The sequence below is a fragment of the Aeromonas sp. R5-1 genome, from assembly GCF_040908265.1.
GTDB lineage: Bacteria > Pseudomonadota > Gammaproteobacteria > Enterobacterales > Aeromonadaceae > Aeromonas > Aeromonas caviae.
Genome location: NZ_JBFODJ010000005.1, coordinates 19,752 through 41,696, shown reverse-complemented (window position 1 = coordinate 41,696; position 21,945 = coordinate 19,752). Strand labels below are relative to the sequence as shown.

Annotated in this window: 20 protein-coding genes and 1 tRNA gene; 10 read left to right on the top strand and 11 right to left on the bottom strand. The window is 60.9% G+C overall.

The features are described from left to right. Positions 1 to 10: 10 nt before the first annotated feature. Together AB5Y64_RS00520 and tcdA are read left to right on the top strand one after the other, a co-directional pair. A tRNA-Asp gene (locus AB5Y64_RS00520) sits at positions 11 to 87 on the top strand. Between the two features lie 147 nt (positions 88 to 234). Next, the gene (tcdA, locus tag AB5Y64_RS00515; RefSeq protein WP_290436149.1) at positions 235 to 1,071 is read left to right on the top strand and encodes a tRNA cyclic N6-threonylcarbamoyladenosine(37) synthase TcdA; all 837 of its coding nucleotides are present in this window, start codon (positions 235 to 237) and stop codon (positions 1,069 to 1,071) included. A 21-nt stretch (positions 1,072 to 1,092) separates the two neighbouring features. Here the strand turns inward: tcdA and AB5Y64_RS00510 are convergent, their stop codons facing one another. Next, positions 1,093 to 1,527: a SufE family protein gene (locus AB5Y64_RS00510; RefSeq protein ID WP_368203038.1), complete on the bottom strand. Its 435-nt coding sequence runs from the start codon at positions 1,525 to 1,527 to the stop codon at positions 1,093 to 1,095. Positions 1,528 to 1,540: 13 nt separating this feature from the next. Further along, positions 1,541 to 2,761, bottom strand: coding sequence for a cysteine desulfurase (locus AB5Y64_RS00505; RefSeq protein ID WP_039041130.1), 1,221 nt, complete (start codon positions 2,759 to 2,761; stop codon positions 1,541 to 1,543). Positions 2,762 to 2,913: 152 nt separating this feature from the next. Between AB5Y64_RS00505 and rep the strand changes: the two genes are divergently transcribed. Continuing rightward, positions 2,914 to 4,926, top strand: coding sequence for a DNA helicase Rep (rep, locus tag AB5Y64_RS00500; protein ID WP_039041131.1), 2,013 nt, complete (start codon positions 2,914 to 2,916; stop codon positions 4,924 to 4,926). On the opposite strand, the gene AB5Y64_RS00495 is transcribed toward rep, so the two are convergent. The 5 genes from AB5Y64_RS00495 to AB5Y64_RS00475 form a co-directional block, all read right to left on the bottom strand. Beyond that, positions 4,913 to 7,216 carry a bifunctional diguanylate cyclase/phosphodiesterase gene (locus AB5Y64_RS00495; RefSeq protein WP_052258909.1) on the bottom strand — a complete coding sequence of 768 codons (2,304 nt, stop codon included), beginning with the start codon at positions 7,214 to 7,216 and terminating at the stop codon, positions 4,913 to 4,915. The two genes, rep and AB5Y64_RS00495, sit on opposite strands and share 14 nt — an antisense overlap. A gap of 84 nt (positions 7,217 to 7,300) precedes the next feature. Next, positions 7,301 to 7,753, bottom strand: coding sequence for a cytochrome c5 family protein (locus AB5Y64_RS00490; protein WP_039041132.1), 453 nt, complete (start codon positions 7,751 to 7,753; stop codon positions 7,301 to 7,303). Positions 7,754 to 7,973: 220 nt separating this feature from the next. Then, the gene (tdh, locus tag AB5Y64_RS00485) at positions 7,974 to 8,999 is read right to left on the bottom strand and encodes an L-threonine 3-dehydrogenase (RefSeq protein ID WP_010672427.1); all 1,026 of its coding nucleotides are present in this window, start codon (positions 8,997 to 8,999) and stop codon (positions 7,974 to 7,976) included. Between the two features lie 89 nt (positions 9,000 to 9,088). Next, a complete protein-coding gene (locus tag AB5Y64_RS00480) occupies positions 9,089 to 10,279 on the bottom strand; it encodes a glycine C-acetyltransferase (RefSeq protein WP_039041133.1) in 1,191 nt (396 codons plus the stop codon). Between the two features lie 183 nt (positions 10,280 to 10,462). Further along, entirely contained in the window at positions 10,463 to 11,107 is a 645-nt protein-coding gene (locus AB5Y64_RS00475; RefSeq protein ID WP_010672429.1) for a TetR/AcrR family transcriptional regulator, read from the bottom strand. Between the two features lie 154 nt (positions 11,108 to 11,261). On the opposite strand from AB5Y64_RS00475, the gene rfaD reads away from it, so the two are divergent. Genes rfaD through AB5Y64_RS00450 form a run of 5 tightly spaced genes read left to right on the top strand, consistent with a single transcriptional unit; the run spans position 11,262 to position 16,783 of the window. Further along, positions 11,262 to 12,221 carry an ADP-glyceromanno-heptose 6-epimerase gene (rfaD, locus tag AB5Y64_RS00470; protein ID WP_039041134.1) on the top strand — a complete coding sequence of 320 codons (960 nt, stop codon included), beginning with the start codon at positions 11,262 to 11,264 and terminating at the stop codon, positions 12,219 to 12,221. Positions 12,222 to 12,270: 49 nt separating this feature from the next. Continuing rightward, entirely contained in the window at positions 12,271 to 14,034 is a 1,764-nt protein-coding gene (locus tag AB5Y64_RS00465; RefSeq protein WP_039041135.1) for a polysaccharide deacetylase family protein, read from the top strand. Positions 14,035 to 14,056: 22 nt separating this feature from the next. Beyond that, a complete protein-coding gene (locus AB5Y64_RS00460; protein WP_039041136.1) occupies positions 14,057 to 15,379 on the top strand; it encodes an O-antigen ligase in 1,323 nt (440 codons plus the stop codon). Further along, positions 15,360 to 16,091, top strand: a complete 732-nt coding sequence (locus AB5Y64_RS00455) for a glycosyltransferase family 25 protein (protein WP_039041137.1) — start codon at positions 15,360 to 15,362, stop codon at positions 16,089 to 16,091. Before AB5Y64_RS00460 ends, AB5Y64_RS00455 begins: the two co-directional genes overlap by 20 nt. Then, complete coding sequence (locus AB5Y64_RS00450) at positions 16,088 to 16,783, top strand: glycosyltransferase family 32 protein (RefSeq protein ID WP_039041138.1); 696 nt, start codon at positions 16,088 to 16,090, stop codon at positions 16,781 to 16,783. The genes AB5Y64_RS00455 and AB5Y64_RS00450 overlap by 4 nt, the downstream gene beginning before the upstream one ends. Before the next feature lie 21 nt (positions 16,784 to 16,804). Here AB5Y64_RS00450 and AB5Y64_RS00445 read toward each other — a convergent pair whose 3' ends face one another. From AB5Y64_RS00445 to AB5Y64_RS00430, 4 genes are all read right to left on the bottom strand, one after another. Then, entirely contained in the window at positions 16,805 to 17,854 is a 1,050-nt protein-coding gene (locus AB5Y64_RS00445) for a glycosyltransferase family 9 protein (protein WP_080770101.1), read from the bottom strand. Positions 17,855 to 18,069: 215 nt separating this feature from the next. Continuing rightward, entirely contained in the window at positions 18,070 to 19,326 is a 1,257-nt protein-coding gene (locus AB5Y64_RS00440) for a PTS ascorbate transporter subunit IIC (RefSeq protein ID WP_011704190.1), read from the bottom strand. Between the two features lie 60 nt (positions 19,327 to 19,386). Next, the gene (locus AB5Y64_RS00435; protein WP_026142047.1) at positions 19,387 to 19,674 is read right to left on the bottom strand and encodes a PTS sugar transporter subunit IIB; all 288 of its coding nucleotides are present in this window, start codon (positions 19,672 to 19,674) and stop codon (positions 19,387 to 19,389) included. A 32-nt stretch (positions 19,675 to 19,706) separates the two neighbouring features. After that, complete coding sequence (locus AB5Y64_RS00430; protein WP_005307534.1) at positions 19,707 to 20,150, bottom strand: PTS sugar transporter subunit IIA; 444 nt, start codon at positions 20,148 to 20,150, stop codon at positions 19,707 to 19,709. 252 nt (positions 20,151 to 20,402) lie between these two features. Between AB5Y64_RS00430 and AB5Y64_RS00425 the strand changes: the two genes are divergently transcribed. Beyond that, a complete protein-coding gene (locus AB5Y64_RS00425; RefSeq protein ID WP_039041139.1) occupies positions 20,403 to 21,425 on the top strand; it encodes a LacI family DNA-binding transcriptional regulator in 1,023 nt (340 codons plus the stop codon). Positions 21,426 to 21,686: 261 nt separating this feature from the next. After that, entirely contained in the window at positions 21,687 to 21,809 is a 123-nt protein-coding gene (locus AB5Y64_RS00420) for a hypothetical protein (protein WP_010672437.1), read from the top strand. The last annotated feature ends 136 nt before the right edge of the window (positions 21,810 to 21,945 follow it).

Genomic DNA, 21,945 nt, shown 5'->3' with positions numbered 1-21,945 from the left:
AACCGAATGCGGAGCGGTAGTTCAGTCGGTTAGAATACCGGCCTGTCACGCCGGGGGTCGCGGGTTCGAGTCCCGTCCGCTCCGCCACTACTTAAAAAGCCCAGTCTAACGACTGGGCTTTTTTTCGTTCCCGAGACAGCACCCATTTCCCCTCACATCAACACCGCCATCATCCGATCATCGCCCCTGAGAGAGGTTGCCGCTATAATGGCCGCCCTCAAGCAAGGTGGTGGTATGAAAGCAGAGTATCTACAGCGATTCGGGGGCATAGCCCGTCTTTATGGTCAGAGTGCGCTGCGCTCCTTCAGCCAGGCGAAAGTCTGCGTGGTCGGGATCGGTGGCGTCGGCTCCTGGGCGGCCGAGGCGCTGGCTCGGGCCGGCATCAACCAGATCACTCTGATCGACATGGATGATATCTGCATCACCAACACCAATCGCCAGATCCATGCCATGCAGGGCACGGTCGGCCGTCTCAAGACGGAGGTGATGGCCGAGCGCATCCGTGCCATCAACCCGGATTGCGGGGTGATCGAGGTGGATGACTTCGTCACCGCCGACAACCTGGGCGAGCATATCAAGCGGGAGTTTGACTATGTGGTGGATGCCATCGACTCGGTCAAGGCCAAGGTGGCGCTGATTGCCTTCTGCAAGCGCAACAAGATCCCGGTGATCGTGGCGGGCGGTGCCGGCGGGCAGATGGACCCGACCCAGATCACCGTGGCCGACCTGGCCAAGACCATTCAGGATCCGCTGGCCGCCAAGGTGCGCTCCGACCTGCGCCGACTGCACAACTTCAGCAAGAATCCGGCGCGCAAATTCGGGGTGGAGTGTGTCTTCTCAACCGAGCAACTGAGTTATCCGGATGGTAATGGCGGCACCTGCCAGGCCAAGGGGGCCAGCGACGGCAATATGAAGATGGATTGCGCCTCCGGCTTCGGTGCCGTGACGCCGGTGACGGCCACCTTTGGCTTGGTTGCCGCGTCCCGGGTATTGAAGAAGATTGCCGAGCGCGGGGCCCGCGCCGAGAAAGAGGCCGGAGATGAAGGCACAGGGTCGATTGGCGAAGCCTAATCGACCACTGGACAAGGCGGATTAGACGGCCAGCCCCCGGATTGCCAACACGATAGCTCTGAGCCCGTTGCCCCGCGACGGGCTCAGGTGTTTCTCAAGCCCCAATTCGCTGAAATAGGTATCCATATCAAAAGCCTGGATAGTGTCGGCAGTCTGATGATTGAGTGCCGCCAGCACGATGACGATAAGACCGCGCACGATGCGGGCGTCGGAGTCGCAGGCAAAATGCCAGTTGCCGTCCTCACCCATCTCTCCCTTGAGCCAGGCCTGGCTCTCGCACCCTTTCAGGCGGTTCTCTTCCTGCTGCCACTCTGCTGGCAAGGTGGGTAGCAGTCTGCCGAGCTGGATGATAAGGCGGTACTGGTTCTCCCAGCCGTTCGCCGCCGCAAACTGCTGGCGGATGGTATCGGCATCGGGCTCAAGGCCGATCCGGGTATAGGTTGCGAGGCTGTTCATTGGATTGTCTGCCTTAGAAGAAGTCACTGAGTTTGTGCAGGGCGGCCAGCAGGGCGTCGACATCGTCCCGATTGTTATAGCAGGCCAGCGAGGCGCGCATCGTGCCGCCGATACCGAGCGATTCCATCAGCGGCATGGCGCAGTGATGGCCGACCCGCAGGGCTATGCCCTGCATGTCGAGCAGGGTGGCGGCGTCCTGCGGGTGGATACCCTCCAGCAGGAAGGAGACGGCGCCGGCGCGCTGACCGGGTTCGCCGACCAGACGCAGCCCTGGCACCTGTTGCAGTCCGGCAACCAGATAGTCGGTCAGCGCTGCTTCATGGCTGGCCAGTGAGTCCCTGTCCTGCTCCATCACAAAGTCGATGGCTGCTGCGAGGCCGATGGTGCCGGCAATATGAGGAGTACCAGCTTCAAACTTGAAGGGCAGAGTGTTGAAGGTGGTGCCGCTGAAGCTGACTCTGTCGATCATCTCGCCGCCGGCCTGCCAGGGGGGCATCCGCTCCAGAAGTGCAGTGTGACCCCACAGCACGCCGATGCCGGTCGGGCCATAGAGCTTGTGGCCGGAGAAGGCGTAGAAGTCGCAGCCGATAGCCTGCACATCCACCTCGAGATGGGCCACCGCCTGGGCGCCGTCGATCAGGGTCAAGGCCCCGACCGCCTTGGCCGCAGCCACCATCTCTTTGACTGGATTGACGGTGCCGAGGGCATTGGAGACGTGGGCGACGCTCACCAGTCGGGTACGTGGTCCCAGCAGGGCCAGATAGGCAGCGATGTCGAGATCGCCCCGCTCATCGAGGGGGATGACCCGGATGACGGCACCGGTACGCTGGGCGACCAGCTGCCAGGGGACGATATTGGCGTGATGCTCCAGGGTGCTGAGCACGATTTCATCCCCCGCCCTCAGCTCGCTCATCCCCCAGCTCTGGGCCACCAGATTGATCGCCTCCGTGGTGCCACGGGTCCATATCACTTCGTGGCTGCGAGGGGCATTGATAAAGCGGGCAACCGTCTCGCGGGCATCTTCGAAGGCGCGTGTGGCCCGGCCGCTCAGGGCATGGGCGGCGCGGTGCACGTTGGCATTGTCGGCCCGATAGTAGTGATTGATCGCATCCAGCACGGCTTGCGGTTTCTGGGTGGTGGCGGCGTTGTCCAGATAGACCAGAGGGTGGCCGTTCACCTCCTGCGCCAAGGCTGGAAACTGGCCGCGCAGCCGGGCGTGCTGTTGCTGATTCATGCTCCCCTCATCTCGTCTGGAAAAGTCGGTCATGATCCGGAAAATGGCGGGCAAACACAAGATGAAGTGGCGGGATCCCGTGCCCGGTTTCGGCTGCTTGCGGGATCTCTGCTACAATGCCGCCCCTCATCATAAGCCAAGAGATCCGGCCCATGAAGCTCAACCCCAATCAGAACGAAGCGGTCAAGTATGTCTCCGGCCCTTGCCTGGTGCTGGCGGGTGCCGGATCGGGCAAGACCCGCGTCATCACCAACAAGATTGCCTATCTGGTACAGCAGTGCGGCTACAACGCACGCAACATAGCGGCGGTCACCTTTACCAACAAGGCGGCGCGGGAGATGAAGGAGCGGGTCGGTCAGACCCTGGGTCGCAAGGAGGCGCGGGGGCTGATGGTCTCCACCTTCCATACCCTGGGACTCGAAATTATTCGTCGCGAGCACAAGAGCCTGAACCTCAAGGCCAACTTCTCCCTGTTCGATGACACCGATCAGCTGGCGCTGCTCAAGGAGCTGACCGAGGCGGAGCTCGACAACGACAAGGACAAGCTCTCGGCCCTCATCAGCCAGATCTCCAACTGGAAGAACGACCTCATCCTGCCTGCCCGGGCCATGCGCATCGCCCGCGGGCCGGAAGAGGTGTTGCTGGCCCAGCTCTACGAGCGCTACCACCGCCAGATGGTGGCCTACAACGCGCTGGATTTTGACGACCTCATCGTAATGCCGACCCTGTTGCTCAAGAGCAATCAGGAGGTGCGCGAGCGCTGGCAGAACAAGATCCGCTACCTGCTGGTCGATGAATACCAGGACACCAACACCAGCCAGTACGAGCTGGTGAAGCAGATCGTCGGTGAGCGGGCCCGTTTTACCGTGGTGGGGGACGACGACCAGTCCATCTACTCCTGGCGCGGTGCCAAGCCGCAGAACCTGGTGCTGCTGAACGAAGATTTCCCCAATCTGCGGCTCATCAAGCTGGAGCAAAACTACCGCTCCAAGCGGCGCATCCTCAAGTGCGCCAACATCCTGATCGCCAACAACCCCCATGTCTACGACAAGGCGCTCTTCTCCGAGCTGGACGAGGGGGTGAAGCTCAAGGTGCTGTTTGCCAAGAACGAGGAGCACGAGGCGGAGCGCATCGCCGCCGAGCTGATGGGCCACAAGTTCATGAATCGCACCCGGTTCAAAGACTATGCCATCCTCTATCGGGGCAACCATCAGTCGCGCATCTTCGAGAAGGCGCTGATGACCAACCGCATTCCCTACCGTATCTCGGGCGGTACCTCGTTTTTCTCCCGCACCGAGATCAAGGACATCATGGCCTACCTCAAGTTGCTGGTGAACCCGGACGAGGACACTGCCTTCCTGCGGGTGGTCAACCTGCCGCGCCGGGAAATCGGCCCCACCACCCTCGAGAAACTGGGCCAGTACGCCAATCAGCGCGGCAAGAGCCTGTTTGCAGCCAGCTTCGAGCTGGGGCTGGAGCAACACCTCTCCGGTCGTGGCCTCACCGCGCTGCAGGCTTTCACCAACTGGCTGGTACGGCTCGGTGATCAGGCCCTGCGCGGCAACCCGGTGGAGGCGGTGCGGGACATGATCAAGGAGATCCACTACGAGGAGTGGCTCTACGAGACCTCCCCCAGCCCGAAGGCGGCGGAGATGCGGATGCAAAACGTCTCCACCCTTTATCGCTGGATCAGCGAGATGCTGGAAGGGGATGAGCTGGAGGAATCGATGACGCTGGCTCAGGTGGTTACCCGGCTCACCCTGCGGGACATGATGGAACGCAACGAAGGGGAGGATGAGGCGGATCAGGTGCAGCTGATGACATTGCACGCCTCCAAGGGGCTGGAGTTTCCCTATGTCTACATGGTGGGCATGGAGGAGGGGCTGCTGCCGCACCAGACCAGCATCGACGAGGACAACGTGGAGGAGGAGCGGCGCCTCGCCTACGTGGGGATTACCCGGGCCCAGACCGAGCTGACCTTTACCCTCTGCAAGGAGCGTCGCCAGTTTGGCGAGTCGGTGCGGCCGGAGCCGAGCCGCTTCCTGCTGGAGCTGCCCCAGGATGACCTGGAGTGGGAAAACCAGAAGAAGGTGACGGCAGAGGAACGCCAGCAGAAGGGGCAGGTTGGTGTCGCCAACCTGCGGGCCCTGTTCAAGAAGGATTGAGGCCGGAAGGCTTGGCCTCTCGGGCGGCCTGACCCAGCAGAGGGGGAATATCGGCTCCCGGCAGCGGGGGGGAGATGTGGCGCCCCTGCCCGAGGGCGCAGCCAAGCTCGATGAGCTTTTGCAACTGTTGCTGATTTTCGATCCCCTCGACCACCAGGGTGAAGTCGAGGTCCTGGCAGATGTCCCGCATGGCGCGGATCAGCGCCAGATCCTTGGGTGAGTTCAACATGCGATGGGTGAAGCTGTCGTCCACCTTGATGTAATCCACCGGGAAGTGAAACAGGGCGTTGAGAGAAGAGAAGCCGGTGCCGAAGTCATCCAGGCTGACCTGGATCCCTTTCGCCCTGAGTTCATGCAAGGCTGTGAGGGAGTCGGCACTCTGCCGGGAGAGCTCGCGTTCGTTGAACTCAAAGATGAAACATGCGGGGATGACACCCTCCTCCTCCATGATGGTGAGCAGTTGCATGATCTGCTCGTGGCTGGCCAGGTGCTTGCCGGAGAGGTTGATGGCTATCCTGAAACGACCGACCCCGGAGGCGGGTTGCCAAAGCTTCAGTTGCTGGCAGGTGCGCTTGAGGATCTGGCGGTCCAGATCCTGAATGAGGCCGCACTGTTCCGCCAGAGGAATGAAGTCGAATGCATCCTTGAGCTCCCCTTCCTCCGTTATCCAGCGCGCCATCACCTCCAGTCCGACCAGGCGGCTGTCACACAGCCTGATCACCGGCTGGAAGTAGGGCACAATCCGCCCTTCCCGCAAGGCTCTGAAGAGCCGCTCTTCCGGTGACCCCGCCTGTTCGGTACAGGCCTCCGAATACATGACGATGCGGCTGCGGCCGTTGCGCTTGGCCTGGTACATGGCGAGGTCTGCCTGGTGCAGCAGTTCACTGACATCGGCCGTCTGCTCCGTCACGCTGGCGACCCCCAGACTGACAGTGATGGTCAGCTCGTTGCCCTGGAGCCTGAACGGATGGCCGATGCGGCCAATCAGGCGATTGAGCACGGGGCTGATGTCCTCTTCCCGCTGGCTGTTGTCCAGATAGATGACGAATTCGTCCCCTCCGAGCCTCGCCACCATGTCATTTTGCCGGATGCAGCCTTGCAGCCTGCTGCCCAGCTCCTGCAGCAACTGATCGCCAGCACTGTGGCCCAAGGCGTCATTGATCTGCTTGAAGTGATCCACATCGACGAAAATCAGGGTGAAGCCGGCTGTCTGGTAACGGCGGTAGCGGGTCATGGCATGATGCAGGTGATTCATCAGCAGCGCCCGGTTTGGCAACTGGGTCAGCGGGTCGTGCAGGGCATTGAACTGGAGCCGCCGCTCCAGCTCCTGATGATGCTTGAGCCGTTTCTGCAACCTCAAGTTGGTTTGGCGCAGCTGTTGGAGGCGCTGGTTGATGGACTCCTCCGAGTTGAGCTCATCGAGTTGCTGTCGCACCCTTTTGAGCTCCAGCAACAGGGTCAGCTGATGGCGCAGGAAATCGAGGAACAGCCTGTCATCGGTTTCCAGAGGCCGGGTCATGTTGAGGATGAGGTGGGCAAAGTATTGCTGCTGCTGGCGCAGGGGCAGGCTGTACCAGTAAAGCCTCTCTTCATGGCGCTCTACGCTGTTGGTGCTGTGGCACATAGCCCGAATGATGTCATCGTCGTATGTCAGGTGTGGTGGATAGAGTCGCTCCAGTCGCTGGTTTTCCAGCCGGATCAGCAACATGTCGCTGACCGAGAGCATCTGGCGCAACACCGCTTCCAACTGGGCAAACAGGGCATGCTGAGGCAGGTTGTGAGCCAGGCGCATGACTCGGCCGATCTTCTCGATTTTCTCCTGCCACTGGGGATCTCGCTGCATGAGAGGGGAAGCCTGCCCCGCCAGCTGGGTACCGGTCTGGGTTTCGTGCAGGCGTTTGGCCAGGCACTCCAGCAGCAACCTCAGGGTGGGTGCCTGATCCGGGGTGCTGCGTGCCAGCAACCACTGCACGTCGATATGCTCCACAGGCTGCACGCACCAGCCCTGACCTTCATCGAGCCGGGTGAGCTGTTCGGTGAGGCGAGGTTCTTCCCGTCCCAATTGTTGCTTGAACACGTCGGGAAGCTGATAGGTGTAACGCCAGTTCAGCCCCCCGTCGGCCAGCCCCAGCATGGCGAAATGTTGCAGAGGGCAGAGTTTGTCCAGCAGACCGACCAGTCGGGCGTAATCCTCGGGGGAGGCAATGCCGGGGGCGGGAAAATCCATGATGGAGGAGACGACCGCCAGCAAGGAGTGCGAGTCTGGCGGTGTGGTGGGCTGAACTGACATGCAACACTCCCGAAAAAACTTACCTTCAAGCGTAGTCGGAAGTGATGGGATTGAAAGGGCTGCAAGAGGAGCCCTTTCAATTACTTAGAGCTTGTCGATCATGTAGTGAATGGCGTTCTCGATCTCTTCGTCACTGCAGGTGGCGCAGGTCCCCCGCGGTGGCATCATGCCAGCCTTGCCGGTGAAGCCTTCGATGGCGTGTTTGCGCAAGGTGTCGAATCCCTGGGCGATGCGTGGCTCCCAGGCGGCCTTGTCACCTCGCTTGGGGGCGCCAGCGGCACCGGTATCGTGGCAGGCGAAGCAGGCACCCTTGAACACGGTCTCGCCGTCACGTGGGCCAGAGGAGGCTGCCGCAGGCGCGGCCGCGGCGGTCGCAATGCCTTCCAGATCCTTGGCGGTATAAACCTGGCCAACCGGGGCAATACGCTCGGCGATGGCCTCTGTCGACATGTCATCGGCGGCAAGGACGGCGCCGGACAGAGTGGCAGCCGCCATCCCGGCAGCCAGCAAATAGCTCAGTTTTTTCAACACGCTCATGTACTCCCAGCAGGCTCTTATTATCCCCAGAAAACGACGGGATTATAACCGAATAGTTACAGCCATTTAAACGCTTGTGTGTGAAGTGTTAAGCAATCTGCAAACAAAGTGGTAGAGCGGGAAGGGGTGATCCCACATCAAAAAACCCGGCATGCGCCGGGTTTCGTGAGGCTGAACAAGAGCAGGACACGCTGATTGCCCAGGCGCCCCTCGCGCGTCGTCAATCCCAGTTCAGGATCACCTTGCCGGACTTGCCCGAGCCCATGGCTTCGAAGCCCTGCTGGAAGTCATCGATATGGAAATGGTGGGTGATGATGGGGCTGAGATCCAGGCCAGACTGGATGAGGCTTGCCATCTTGTACCAGGTTTCGAACATTTCGCGACCGTAGATCCCCTTGATGAAGAGTCCCTTGAAGATCACCTTGCCCCAGTCGATGGCCATGGTGGAGGGAGGAATGCCGAGCATGGCGATTTTGCCGCCGTGGTTCATCTTGTCGATCATGTCCTGGAAGGCGCTGGGCACCCCGGACATCTCCAGCCCCACATCGAACCCTTCGGTCATGCCGAGATCTTCCATGACATCGGAGAGCTTCTCCTTGGCCACGTTGACGGCACGGGTGGCGCCCATCTTGCGGGCCAGTTCCAGCCGGTATTCGTTGACGTCGGTGATCACCACGTGACGGGCGCCAACGTGACGGCAGACGGCAGCAGCCATGATGCCGATGGGGCCTGCGCCGGTGATGAGCACGTCTTCACCCACCAGGTCGAAGGAGAGGGCGGTGTGCACGGCGTTGCCGAACGGATCGAAGATGGCGGCCAGCTCATCGGGGATGTTGTCCGGCAGCTTGAAGGCGTTGAAGGCCGGGATCACCAGGTATTCGGCGAAGGATCCCGGGCGGTTCACACCCACACCAATGGTGTTGCGGCACAGGTGGGTGCGACCGGCACGGCAGTTGCGGCAGTGGCCGCAGGTGATGTGGCCTTCGCCGGAGACGCGATCGCCGATGGCGAAGCCGCGCACTTCCTGGCCGACGGCGACCACCTCTCCCACATACTCGTGCCCCACCACCATGGGGACGGGAATGGTCTTCTGGGCCCACTCGTCCCAGTTGTAGATGTGCATGTCGGTGCCGCAGATGGCGGTCTTGCGGATCTTGATGAGCAGATCGTTGTGGCCGAGCTCGGGAGCCGGGACATCGGTCATCCAGATGCCGACTTCGGATTTGAGTTTGGAGAGTGCTTTCATGACAGATTCCTCACGGCGCCATGCCGGGTACAGAGGGTAATAAAATGGGGCCCAACCTTGGCCCCCGTTTTAATCAGCCAGCCATGTGATCAAATCACACCGAGCTCGCGACCGATGCGAATGAAGGCATCGATCGCCTTGTCCAGTTGCTCCCGGGTATGGGCGGCGGACATCTGGGTCCGGATGCGCGCCTGACCCTTGGGTACCACGGGGAAGGAGAAGCCCACCACGTAGATACCGGCGGCCAGCATGCGGCTCGCCATCTCGGCGGCCAGTTTGGCATCCCCCAGCATGACCGGAATGATGGCGTGATCGGCGCCGGCCAGGGTAAAGCCGGCGGCGCTCATGCGCTCGCGGAAGTAGGCACTGTTCTCCTTGAGGCGGGCACGCAGGTCGTGACCCTCGGCCAGCATGTCGATCACCTTGATGGTGGCCGAGACGATGGAGGGTGCCAGGGAGTTGGAGAAGAGGTAGGGACGGGAGCGCTGACGCAACCAGTCGATCACCTCTTTCTTGCCGGATGTGTAGCCACCGGACGCGCCACCCAGCGCCTTGCCCAGGGTGCCGGTGATGATGTCGACCCGTTCCATCACCTCGCAGTATTCGTGGGTGCCGCGGCCGTTCTCGCCGATGAAGCCGACGGCGTGGGAGTCATCCACCATCACCAGCGCGTCGTACTTGTCGGCCAGATCGCAGATGGATTTGAGGTCGGCGATGACGCCATCCATGGAGAAGACGCCGTCGGTGGCGATCAGCTTGAAGCGGGCGCCGTCGGCATCGGCCTGCTTGAGCTGGGCTTCCAGTTCGGCCATGTCGTTGTTGGCGTAGCGATAGCGCCTGGCCTTGCACAACCGCACCCCATCGATGATGGAGGCATGGTTGAGGGCGTCGGAGATGATGGCGTCTTCGGCACCGAACAGAGTCTCGAACAGACCGCCGTTGGCGTCGAAGCAGGAGGAGTAGAGGATGCTGTCTTCGGTGCCGAGGAAGGCGGACAGCTTCTGCTCCAGTTCCTTGTGCTGGTCCTGGGTACCACAGATGAAGCGCACCGAGGCCATGCCGAAACCGTGGCTGTCGAGCCCCTGATGGGCGGCGGCAATCAGGTCGGGATGGTTGGCCAGCCCCAAGTAGTTGTTGGCACAGAAGTTCAGTACCTGCTCGCCGCCCACCGCAATCTGGGCCTGCTGGGCCGAGGTGATGATGCGCTCCTGCTTGTATAGCCCTTCCGCCTTGACCTGTTCGAGCTGTTCGGTCAGGTGACGATAGAATCCGTTAGACATCCTCGGTCCTCATTGCTGTATCGACTGTGTTATCAGGATCCCGGGCCGTGCAACCCGCACGGTTCGGCGTCGTCACGGTCGCGACGAAACGCCGACAGACCCTAGAATGGGCGACATTTTACTGTAATCCCTGCGTATAAATTCAAATTTTTATGCTGATAATCAACAATTGTGAAACAGATCTCACCCGGCTGGTTGGGCCAGTTGGTGATAATGTTGCTCCAGTTGATGTATCTGGGGGGCCACCTGTGGCTGCACGTAGGGGCGCAGCAAAAACAGCACCCGCAAGACCCCCTGGTAGAGCAGGGGTTTGGTGATGCGGGTGGCCGGGGCCTGGGCGATCTGGAACGGGATCCAGCAGGTGACGACCATCTTGATGGTCTGGCCGAGATCCGGCAGGTCTTCATCGCTGACGGCGATGATACCGCCTTCGCGCAGGCTTCTGAGCAGCGTCTCCACGGTGGCACGGAGCTGCTCCTGTGCCTTGAGGTATTTCTGCTGCAGCAGCTCGTCGCGACTCAGGATGTCCGGCAGGTTCGCGTAGAAGAAGCGGAACTGCCACATCAAATAGAAGATGGCATCCAGGTAGCCCATCAGATCCTCCAGCCGGATCTCGCTGCTGCGGATCGGAGTGAAGCTGTCGCTCAGGTGGCGGGCGTACTGATCGAAGATGGAGTGGATGATGTCTTCTTTGTTTCTGAAGTGGTAGTAAAGGTTGCCCGGGCTGATGCCAAGGTGTGCGGCAATGTGGTTGGTGGTGATGTTGCGCTCGCCCTGATCGTTGAACAGCTCGGTGGCGCTGTGGATGATCCTGTCTCTGGTCTTCATCGCTGGTCCCTCTGCCGGGCCCTAAGGGGAAAAGTCATCGAGGTCGAATCCCCTTGCGGCCCGTGATAAACTTTTCGGCAATTTCAAATTGGCCCACTATACACAGCTTTAACAGGCAGTCACACGGGGCCACAACGTACGCGAGGCAAACTCCATGATCGTAGTAACTGGCGGTGCTGGCTTTATCGGCAGCAATCTGGTCAAGCAGCTGAACGCTCAAGGACGGACCGATATCGTGGTCATCGATGACCTGACCGACGGCACCAAGTTCGTCAACCTGGTCGACCTCACCATCGCCGACTACATGGACAAGGACGAGTTCCAGGCGCGGATCGTCTCCGGTGACGAATTCGAGGAGTGGGATGACGGCATCGAGGTGATCTTCCACGAAGGCGCCTGCTCCGCGACCACCGAGTGGAACGGCAAGTTCATCATGGAGGTCAACTACGAGTACTCCAAGGATCTGTTCCACTACTGCATCGAGCGGGAAATCCCCTTCATCTACGCCTCTTCCGCCGCGACCTATGGCGGGCGCAACGACAACTTCATCGAAGACCCGAGGTTCGAACAGCCCCTCAACGTCTACGGCTACTCCAAGCAGCTGTTCGATCAGTACGTGCGTCGCTGGATGCCGGAGATCAACTCCCAGGTGGTGGGTCTCAAGTACTTCAACGTCTATGGTCCCCGCGAGCAGCACAAGGGATCCATGGCGTCCGTGGCCTTCCACCTCAATACCCAGGTGAAGCAGGGTGACAATCCCAAGCTGTTCGAGGGCTGTGACGGCTTTCCGGATGGCGGCCAGATGCGCGACTTCATCTACGTGGACGACGTCTGCAAGGTGAACCTCTGGTTCTGGCAGAATCCGCAGCACTCCGGCATCTTCAACTGCGGCACCGGCCGTGCCGAGCCGTTCCAGAACGTGGCGGAAGCCGTGATCAGGCATCACCAGAAAGGCGCCATCGAATACATTCCCTTCCCGGATCACCTCAAGGGTCGCTACCAGAGCTTCACCCAGGCGGATCTCACCAAGTTGCGCGGCGTCGGCTATGACGGCGAGTTCAAGACTGTGGCCGAAGGCGTGGCCGATTACATGGCCTGGTTGAACCGGGCTTGATCCCCCTCTGGCGGGTGGCTCTGGCCACCCGTCGATCGGATGCGCTTGCATGAACATATTGATGGCTCTCTCCCAGCTCGAAGTGACGGGCGCGGAGGTCTATGCCACCACGGTCGGCAACGAGCTGACCCGCCGTGGTCACCAGGTTTTCTACGTCTCTGACACCCTGACCAAACCGACTCTGGGGCCGGTCTTTCGGTTGCGCTTCAACAAGCGCAGCATCCTGCGCCGCTTCTGGCACGTCTTCTATCTCATCTATCTGATCCGCAAGCACAGGATCCAGCTTGTGCACGCCCATTCGCGCGCCTCGGGCTGGAGCAGCTACGTCGCCTGCAAGCTGACCGGCACCCCCATGATCACCACGGTGCACGGGCGCCAGCCGGTACACGCCTCTCGCAAGGCATTCCATGCGCTGGGTTATCGGGCGGTGGCGGTGTGCGAGGATATCGCCAGCCAGATCATCGACAACCTGGGGGTGGACCCGGCCATGGTGCAGGTGCTGCGCAACGGCATCGAGACCGACAAGTTCCAGCCCGTGCCGATACCGGACAACGACAAACCGGTGATCGCCATCATTGGTCGGCTGAGCGGTCCCAAGGGGGAGCTCTGCTACCGGTTGCTGGACGAGGTACTGGATCTGGAAGCCTGCCGGGTGCGCGTCGTCAGCGGCACCCAGGTGCCGGCGCGTTTTGCCCGTTTTCAGGACAAGGTCGACTTCGTCGGCTATGTGGACGATGTGCCCGCCCTGATGGCGGGCTGCGATCTGGTGATCGGTGCCGGTCGGGTGGCGATGGAGGCGCTGCTGTGCGGTCGTCCGGCGTTTGCCATCGGCGAAGCCAGGGCCATCGGTCTGGTGACGGAGCAGAATCTGGACGAGGCCCTCGCCAGCAACTTCGGCGACATCGGCCCCAGGGATCTGGCCATCGACTTTGCCGGGCTGAAGGTGCAGATCCCTTCGGCGCTGGCCTCCAAGGTGGTGCCAGACCCAGTGCGTCAACGGATCCTGCAAGAGTATGATTTGCAAGGCGTCGTGACCGGGCTGGAATCCGTCTATCAGGATGCCGTGGTCGAGACCCTGCGCCGGGAGATGCCGGTCATCATGTATCACCGCTTCATCGAGCACGAGAGCGAAAAGGGAGTGCATGGCACCTGGCTCCCGGTCGCCATGTTCGAGAAGCACCTCAAGCTGATGAAGTGGCTGGGCTACGAGACGCTGACATTTGCCGACCTGGCGGAGAACGGGTTCATCCACCGGCTGCAATACGGCAAGAAGTACCTGATGATCACCGTGGACGACGGCTATCGGGACAACCTCACCCGCATGCTGCCGCTGCTGGAAAAGTATGGCTACAAGGCGGTGGTCTATGTGGTGACCGGTGAGGATCACAATCGCTGGGATGTGGAGCACCCGACCCACCCCGATACCCCGGTGACCCTGATGACCCCGGAGGAGATCAAGGCGCTGGTGGCCTCCGGTCATGTGGAGATCGGGGGCCATACCCTGACTCACCCCCGCCTGAGTACGCTCCCCCCAGAGGAGCAGGCCCACCAGATCCAGGCCAACAAGGCCTGGCTGGAGCAGTTGCTCGGCCATCCCCTGATCTCGTTTGCCTATCCTTACGGGGATCTGAACGACAGTGCAAAATCCCAGGCCGTTGCCGCCGGTTATCGCTATGCTGTGGCCACCAACAGCGGCCCCAGAGCCATGCACCGGGATCCGTTCCAGATCCGCCGGATCGCCATCTTCCCCCGCACCGACATGTTCGGCCTGTGGCGCAAGATCCGTGGCAACTATGTCTTCCGAAAAACCTGACAGGGAATACACCTTGCTCCGTATGACAGATCATGACTCATCGACGAGTGACTATTTTCTCCGCATCTTTCACGGCCAGGCGTTCGGCAACTTCATCTTCCTGAATATTCTGGGTTACACCCTGTTCAAGGATTCGATTCAGCTGATCGCCGACGTCTGCCAGACCATCATAGTGTTGGCCACCCTGATGGCCTTCTATGTGGAGAGGGCCTTCTTTACAAGGAACAGGATCTTTCAACTGCTCTGTCTGGCCGTGGTGGTACAGTGCCTGAGCTGGGTCGCATCCAGACAGTTCGTGCCCGAGTATGCCCTCAAGTACCCTTCTGTAAAGTCGATGGCATACCTCTTCTTCTTCCTTGGTCTCGCCTACTGGCTGAAGGGGGACCCTCGCCGCATCGTCATCACCCTGCTGACCTTCTGCCTCGGTGTCATTTTCACCTTTGCCTATCACTCATCCTTCTTCTCCATCGTCGAGACAGGTCTTGATGGGGCCAGGGTAGATTTCAATTACCGCAATGCCCAGCACGGCTCCCTGATCGCGGGGGCCTGCTTCCTGTTTTTTGTGCTCTTGTTGCTTACATCGAAATTCAGGAAGCTGTCGCTGGGCAATGCCGGGATCCTGCTCGGCATCCTGTTGTTCGGGGTCTTCTCCGTCATTCTGCAGTCCCGTCAGTCCTGGCTGGCGATCTCGGCTTCGCTGGCCATCCTCCCCTTGCTTGGGGGAGGAGAGCACTGGCCAAGGCGCAAGGTGGTGTTGACCTACGCCATCTTGCTGATGACCATGCTGGCGCTTTATCAGGTTTCGTTCATCCGGGAGCGGCTGCTGGCCGGCTTCGTGCATCAGGGGGATGTGCATGCCATCCTGACGGGTAACTGGAACGAGGTACGGGACTTCAGCATCGGGGTGAGATTGAAGACCTGGCTGGAGGCCATCCAGTGGTTCCTCGCTCACCCCTTCTTCGGGACAGGCTATGGCAGCCAGTCGTTGGTGATCACCCTCTCCAAGACGCTGCCTGACTACATTACCCGGGAGTTTCGTCACCTGCACAACTCCAACATGGAAACACTGGTGTGCTGGGGAGTAGCCGGTTTCCTGGTGTTGTATGGCACGCTCTTCTCGGTGCTCCGCCAGGTGCTGTGCTGTCCGGTTTCGTCCCGTTTCATCAAGATGCTGGCCATCTCCTTCATCCTCTATTGGCTCATCATCAACAACTTCGAATCATTCTTCTACATGCGTTCCGGGCAGTGGGTATTCAGCGTCTTCATGGGCGCCATCTACTCGACCGCATTGCATTGGGAACTGAACAGGCTTGGAAAGGAAGGTCATGAAAATTTACGTCATTAGTCTGGACAGGGCCGTCGAGCGGCGCAGTCGTGTCGAGTCTGTGCTCTCTGCCAGAGGCATCCCCTTCGAATTTTTCAGCGCAGTGAACGGCTTTGAGGGGCTGCCCGAGCGGCTGCAAGCCCTGCCGGATGATCAGCACAGGATCCGGTTTCGCAGCAGACCGCTGACACCCGGGGAAAAGGGGTGTTATGCCAGCCACTACCTGCTCTGGGAAAAGTGTGTCGAGCTCAACGAGCCCATCCTCATCTTGGAAGACGATTTCCTGCCCACCCAGTATTTTGAAGAGGTGGTGGGTACCCTGCCGAAGATCCACGAACAGTACGAGTATGTGAAAGTGGAACCCCAGATCGGCACCGCCACGGCCCTGACTACAGTGGACAACATGCAGCTCATGTTCTGGCACAACAACTCGTGCTGGACCACGGGGTACAGCATCTCTCCCCAGGGGGCCCGCCGGTTGCTGGCCCACAGCCAGCGGTGGCTCTGTTCGGTCGACAACTTCATCGGTGAGTCCTATCGCACCGGGCTCATCTGTACCGGCCTGATTCCCTATGCCATCTACAGTCCGCGGGACATGGGCAGCGACATCCAGAATCAGGTCGTGCTGAAGAAAGTTCCGCTGGGATTCAAGTTGACCCGTGAACTCTATCGCTTCTACCGCTTCGTCAGGATGGCCCTGTGGAACATGAAACAGGCGGGGGGCAAGGCATGAGTGCGACCAACAGAACCATTCACGCCATCTGGCTCGGCAGCCGCTTGCCTCCTCTGGCGCACGTGTGCATCGATGACTGGCGCAAGCAGGGTTACGACTACAAGCTCTGGCTGGACACGGATCCGCAGGTCAAACGCTGGATACAGGAGTGCACCTTTGCCCGGGAGTGCTACCGGCGAGGCCTGCTGGCCTTCGTGACCGATTACCTGCGGCTCAAGATCCTCGCTCAGGAAGGGGGTCTGTACCTGGATACCGATGTCACCATCAACCAGGATCCCTTCCCGCTCTTCGAGTCCGTAGCCTTTGGCGTTGGCTACGAATCCGATCGACTGATCGGCACCGCGGTCATCTACGCCAGACAGGATTCGGCCATGCTGTCCGAACTGGTGCGCTTCTATGAACAGGAGATCATGTCCTCTCCCATGTACATGGGGCCGGAGATCATGACACACCTGGTCTCGGAGAAGCTGGCATCATCAGGGGATACCGCCCTGATCGCCCCCGTGCACTATTTCTACAACTACCAGGGGGAGGCGATTCATTTCGAGCCGGCGGCAGAGCGCTACATGACCCACTGGTTCCAGCACAGCTGGAAACGCTCATCCGGTCTTGTGTTCCTGCGTGCCAAGGCCAAAGGCTGGTCAGGGTATCTCTATGAATGGCAGAAGGAGTTCTTCCGCCTGCGCAAATGACGGCGACATGGCATCGCCGTGCTAGACAGTGGGCAGGGGAGCCGTGTCTCCATCTGCTTGATTGCCGGTGACGGGAGTGACTTGACTCCAGAGCTGATCCAGCTGCATCTGTACCTCGCGCACTTCCTGCTGCGGATCCTGACGACCCGTGTCGACGAAGCGATAACGGGGATGAGAGACGGGATTGGCAATGGCGGAGTGTCCGAGGGGAGAGACGATGGTGAGCAGGGGGATATCCAGCGCCTGCGCCATGTGCCGCGGTCCGGTGTCATTGCCGACGAAGAGCTGGCAATGGGCGAAGAGCCCCACCAGTTCCCGTACCGAGCGGGTCTGCACATGGTCAAACACGCTGGCCTGCAGCGCTTCTGGCAGCAGCGGCTTCAGCCCCCGGTTGTACTCCTCTTCCCCCGGTCCGCAATAGACCAGGATCTGGGCATTGTGCTCCTCGATGAGCCACTGGGCGACCTTGGCGAAGCAGTCGATGGGCCAGCGCTTGTAATGGCCGAGGGAGTTCACTCCCATGGCGATGAGTGGCCGGGTCGTGTCGACGCCAGCGGCCAGCAGGGTCTCGCGCCCCCGTTGTCTCTCCGCGTCGCTGAGCCAGAGGTAGTAGTTGCGATCCTCCCTGGCGAGGCCGAGGGGCTTGAGCAGTGAAAATCGATCGTCCACCAGGGTACTGTTGCCCTGATGCTCGGTGTCATGGCGAAAGCGCACGATGCGGTTGTGGCCCAGGCGCCATGGGAAAGAGTCGAAGCCGATCCGCAGGCGGGCGCCGGAGAAGAGGCAGGTGAGCAGGCCTATCATCTGGCCCTGGCTATTGATCACCACATCGTAGCGTTCGCGGCGAATGCCCAGCAGCAAATCCTTCATATAGCGCCACTCGTTGCGGCGCGCCTTCTCGATGACGATCAATCGATCGATGTTGGGGTTTCCCTCTGCCATGCCCGCGCAGTAATCCATGACCAGATAGTGAACTTCCCCGGCAGGGTCGTGCTGCTTGAGGTTGTTGCACAGTGCGGTGGAGATCAGCACATCTCCTATCTGTTTGGTTTGTACTACCAGATATTTCATGGAAAGGGCCTCGAGCGAGGTCGGGTTGAACGTCAGCGCATCAGCATATCGCACTCCCCTGTCAGATGCTGCCGCTATGGGGTGAAAATCCGATCCAACGCACTGTGTTTGCACATATTTTCGACGTTGTTCGGGCTGGTGGGACCCGGCTGGCAGTGCGGGAAGATGAGCGGGGGCATGGCACCGTCGGCCATGACCCCGATGGGCAAGAGTGATCAGCGTACGATGAGGCCGAGCAGGATCCCCACCACGCCGAAGTCGGCATCGCTGAAGGTGGTGTTGGCAAAGCCCAGATCTCCCAGTACCGGCAGCAGGAATACCGGCAGGAAGGTGATCAGCAGGCCGTTGGCGAAGGCACCGAGTAAAGCGCCGCGACGGCCGCCGGTGGCATTGCCGAACACCCCGGCCGCCGCGCCGACGAAGAAGTGCGGCACCACCCCCGGAATGATGACGGTGAGCCCCAGCAGGTAGAGCAACACCATGCCCACCAGACCGGCGGCAAAGCTCGACAGGAAGCCGATCAGCACCGCATTGGGGGCGTAGGGGAAGACGATGGGGCAGTCCAGCGCCGGCTTGGCGTTGGGCACCAGCTTGTCGGAGATCCCCTTGAAGGCCGGCACGATTTCGGCGATGACCATCCGTACCCCCTGCAGGATCACGTAGACCCCGGCGGCGAAGGTGATGGACTGCATCAGGGAGAACATGAACCAGTGCTTGCCCTTGGCGACGCTGGCGACGAACTCGGGCCCGGCGAAGGCGGAGGTGATGAGGAAGATGATGCCCATGGTGAAGGAGATGGCCACCGGGGTATCGCGCAGGAACAGCAGGCTCTTGGGCACCTGCACCTCTTCGCTGCTGTGGGCCTTGTTGCCGAACTTGGCGCCGATCCAGCCGGCCAGCACGTAGGAGCAGGTTGAGAAGTGGCCGAGTGCCACATCGTCGGAGCCGGTGATCTGCTTCATGTAGGGGTGGGCGAGGGCCGGGAACAGCACCATGGTCACGCCGACCACCAGGCTGCCCACCGCGATGAGCGGAATGCCGCTCATGCCGCCGGCGGAGAGGATGGCCGCCACCATCATCGACATGAACAGGGTGTGGTGACCGGTCAGGAAGATGAATTTCCACGGGGTGAGCCGGGCGATCAGGATGTTCACCAGCATGGCGAAGAACATGATCATCGCCATCTCTTTGCCGAACGACTGCTGGGCGATGGAGACGATGGCCTCGTTGTTGGGGACCACCCCCTTGATGCCGAAGGCGTGCTGGAAGATGGTGGCGAAGTCGCCCAGCGAGTTCACCACCAGGGTGGCGCCGGCCCCCAGGATGACGAAGCCCATGATGGTCTTGACCGTGCCCTTGATGCACTCGGTCACCGGTTTCTTCTGGGCGATCAGGCCGATGAGGGCGATGAGGCCAACCAGCACGGCCGGCTCCGACAGCACGTCAAACATCAGAAAATTGAAAAATTCCATGGTCAGCTCCAAGCAGATGGAAGCGGCGGCTCACCGGCCGCCCAGACAGTCGCAAAGGGGTTAGAGTGCGCCCAGCTCGCGCAGGGCGATGGCGAGTTTTTCTTTCATGGCGGCCTTGTCGACCATGTTGTCCAGGGATACCAGCCGGCCGTCGACCCCCATGCTGACCAGCTGTTCGGCGATGTCGCGGGTGGCGACAAAGATCTCGGCGCGCTCGCTGCCGGCGGAGGCGAGATCCCGGTGATCCACCTCGGCCGTCACGGCCAGCTCCTTGAGAATGCTCTTGATGCTCATCTCCATCATCAGGCTGGTGCCCAGGCCGTGTCCGCATACAACCAGAATCTTCATGTTCTCTTCCTCTGTCGGGCGCAGGGCGCCACTCAATAACGCGCCAGGATGCGCAAGATGTCGTCTTTGCTGGTGGCCGCCATGATGGCCGCCACGTCTTCTTCATTCATGAACAGCTCGGCCAGCTGGGCGATGGTCTCCACGTGGGAGTTGCTGTCGCTGGCGGCCAGGGTGACCAGCAGCCGCACCGGGTCGTTGCCCTCGGAGCCGAAGTTGACCCCCTCCTTCAGCACGGTCAGCGCCAGTCCCAACCGGTTGACGCCGTCTTCCGGGCGGGCGTGGGGCATGGCCAGGCCCGGTCCCAGCACGTAGTAGGGGCCGAGCTCCTCGTGGGAGCGATAGAGCGCCGCCACATAGGAGGGCTCTATGGTGCCGTTGGCCAGCAGGGGGGCGGTGGCCAGCTCGATGGCGTGGCGCCAGTCGCGGGCGCCCGCTTCGATGGAAATGACCTCCTCGGTCAGCAATTGGGTCAGCATGGCAGTGTCCGGGCTGGATAGGATGGCGCCAATCTAGCGATCTTGCCTCTTGATAACTGTGAGTTTGATCCCGAAAGTTAGCGCTACCAGATAGCGCTAACATTGATCTGTGATAGCGCTATCATTTCTCTCACAGAAGGGATTCATCCTGCCCCTTATCGGCCTCAAAGAAGGTAAAATCCGGTTTGAGCAAATAGTCAGTGCCCCGCTTTTGCCTTAAAGTGAGCACCCGTATGCCGAGGAAGGGAAAGGATGTCAGAAGCGAAAAAACGCCGCAGCACGGGTCGGGTGACCCTCAACGACGTGGCCCAGTTGGCTGGCGTGGGAGCCATGACGGTGTCGCGCGCCCTGCGCACCCCCGAGCTGGTGTCAGACAAGATGCGAGAGCGCATCGAGGCGGCGGTGGATGAGCTCGGCTATATCCCCAATCGGGCGGCGGGGGCGCTGGCTTCCGCCACTTCCCAGACCATAGTGGTCATCGTCCCCAGCCTGGCGGAGCGCGCCTGCGGTGACATGATTGCCGGGCTGCAGCAGACCCTGCTCGCCGAGGGCTACCAGATCATGCTGGGGGATGCCCAGCACCTGAAGCAGCAGGAGGCCAGCCTGCTCAGCAATTTCCTGCAGCACAATCCGGCCGCTGTGGTGTTGTTTGGGGGGGATCCCGGGGAGGTCATCCGGCAGCGCCTGCAGGCGGCCCGCTTGCCGGTGGTGGAGGTGGGAGCCATGGCGCGCCATCCCATCGACATGAACGTCGGGGTCTCCAACTTCGATGCCGGCTACCAGCTGACCCGCCACCTCATCGAGCGCGGCTACCGCAACATCGGCTTTCTCTGTGCCCGCCAGGAGCAGTGGATGCTGCAGCAGCGCATGCAGGGCTGGCAGAAGGCGCTGCTGGACAACTACCTCTCCCCGGACGCCATCATCAACACCTCTGAGCTGCCGAGTTTTAGCACGGGGGCGGCCATGCTGGGGGAGTTTCTGCTGCGCTGGCCCGAACTGGATGCGCTGATCTGCGTCAACGACGAGCTGGCGGCCGGGGTGCTGTTCGAATGCCAGCGCCGCCATCTGAGCGTGCCGGGCAAGCTCGCCATCGCCGGTTTCGACGATCTGGATGTGGCGCGCGCCTGTCATCCTGCGCTGACTTCGGTCAGGATCCCCTATCACCAGATGGGCAGGGAGGCGGCGGAGCTGATCCTGCGCCAGCTGGCGGGCGAGGAGGTGGCCGGCATGAGCCTCGCCCTGGATTTTCAATTGCAAAAGCGCCAGAGCACCTGAGGAGCGATGCCACGACAGGGCGAGGCAAGCATGTTCAAGGCGTTGTGACCGAAGACCAAGTCGGTGCCCCGTCGCCCTGCGCGGGAACTGCCAGCCGACGTGTTCGCCCGGTCTGTCACCAGGTTGACACAGAGCGTGGATGCCACCGGAGCCATGACTCCAGGTGGCTGCACCCAGGTAAAGCTCTGATCGGAACCACTGGCGAGCCCCATTATTCTGGATAGACTTTGTAGGCCGGTGCACTATCCAAGGAGAATGAGCATGGGTACGCAGACGCCTGATTTCGATCTCGATGATGACTGGGAGCCGGAATCCTGGGAAGACGAGCTGGAGGAGCTGGATGACGAGAGCTGGCAGGACTATGACCCTCTCGACGATCAGTGACTCCCTGTAACGCCTGAGGGCGGGCCTGGTGCCCGCCCGATTTTTTGTGTGGCTAGGGGGGCAGCCCTTGGTGAGAATGGGGCGGGCTGGTTAGAATGAACTGCTCAAATGACGCTGTACGAGGCAGGCAGCGGCT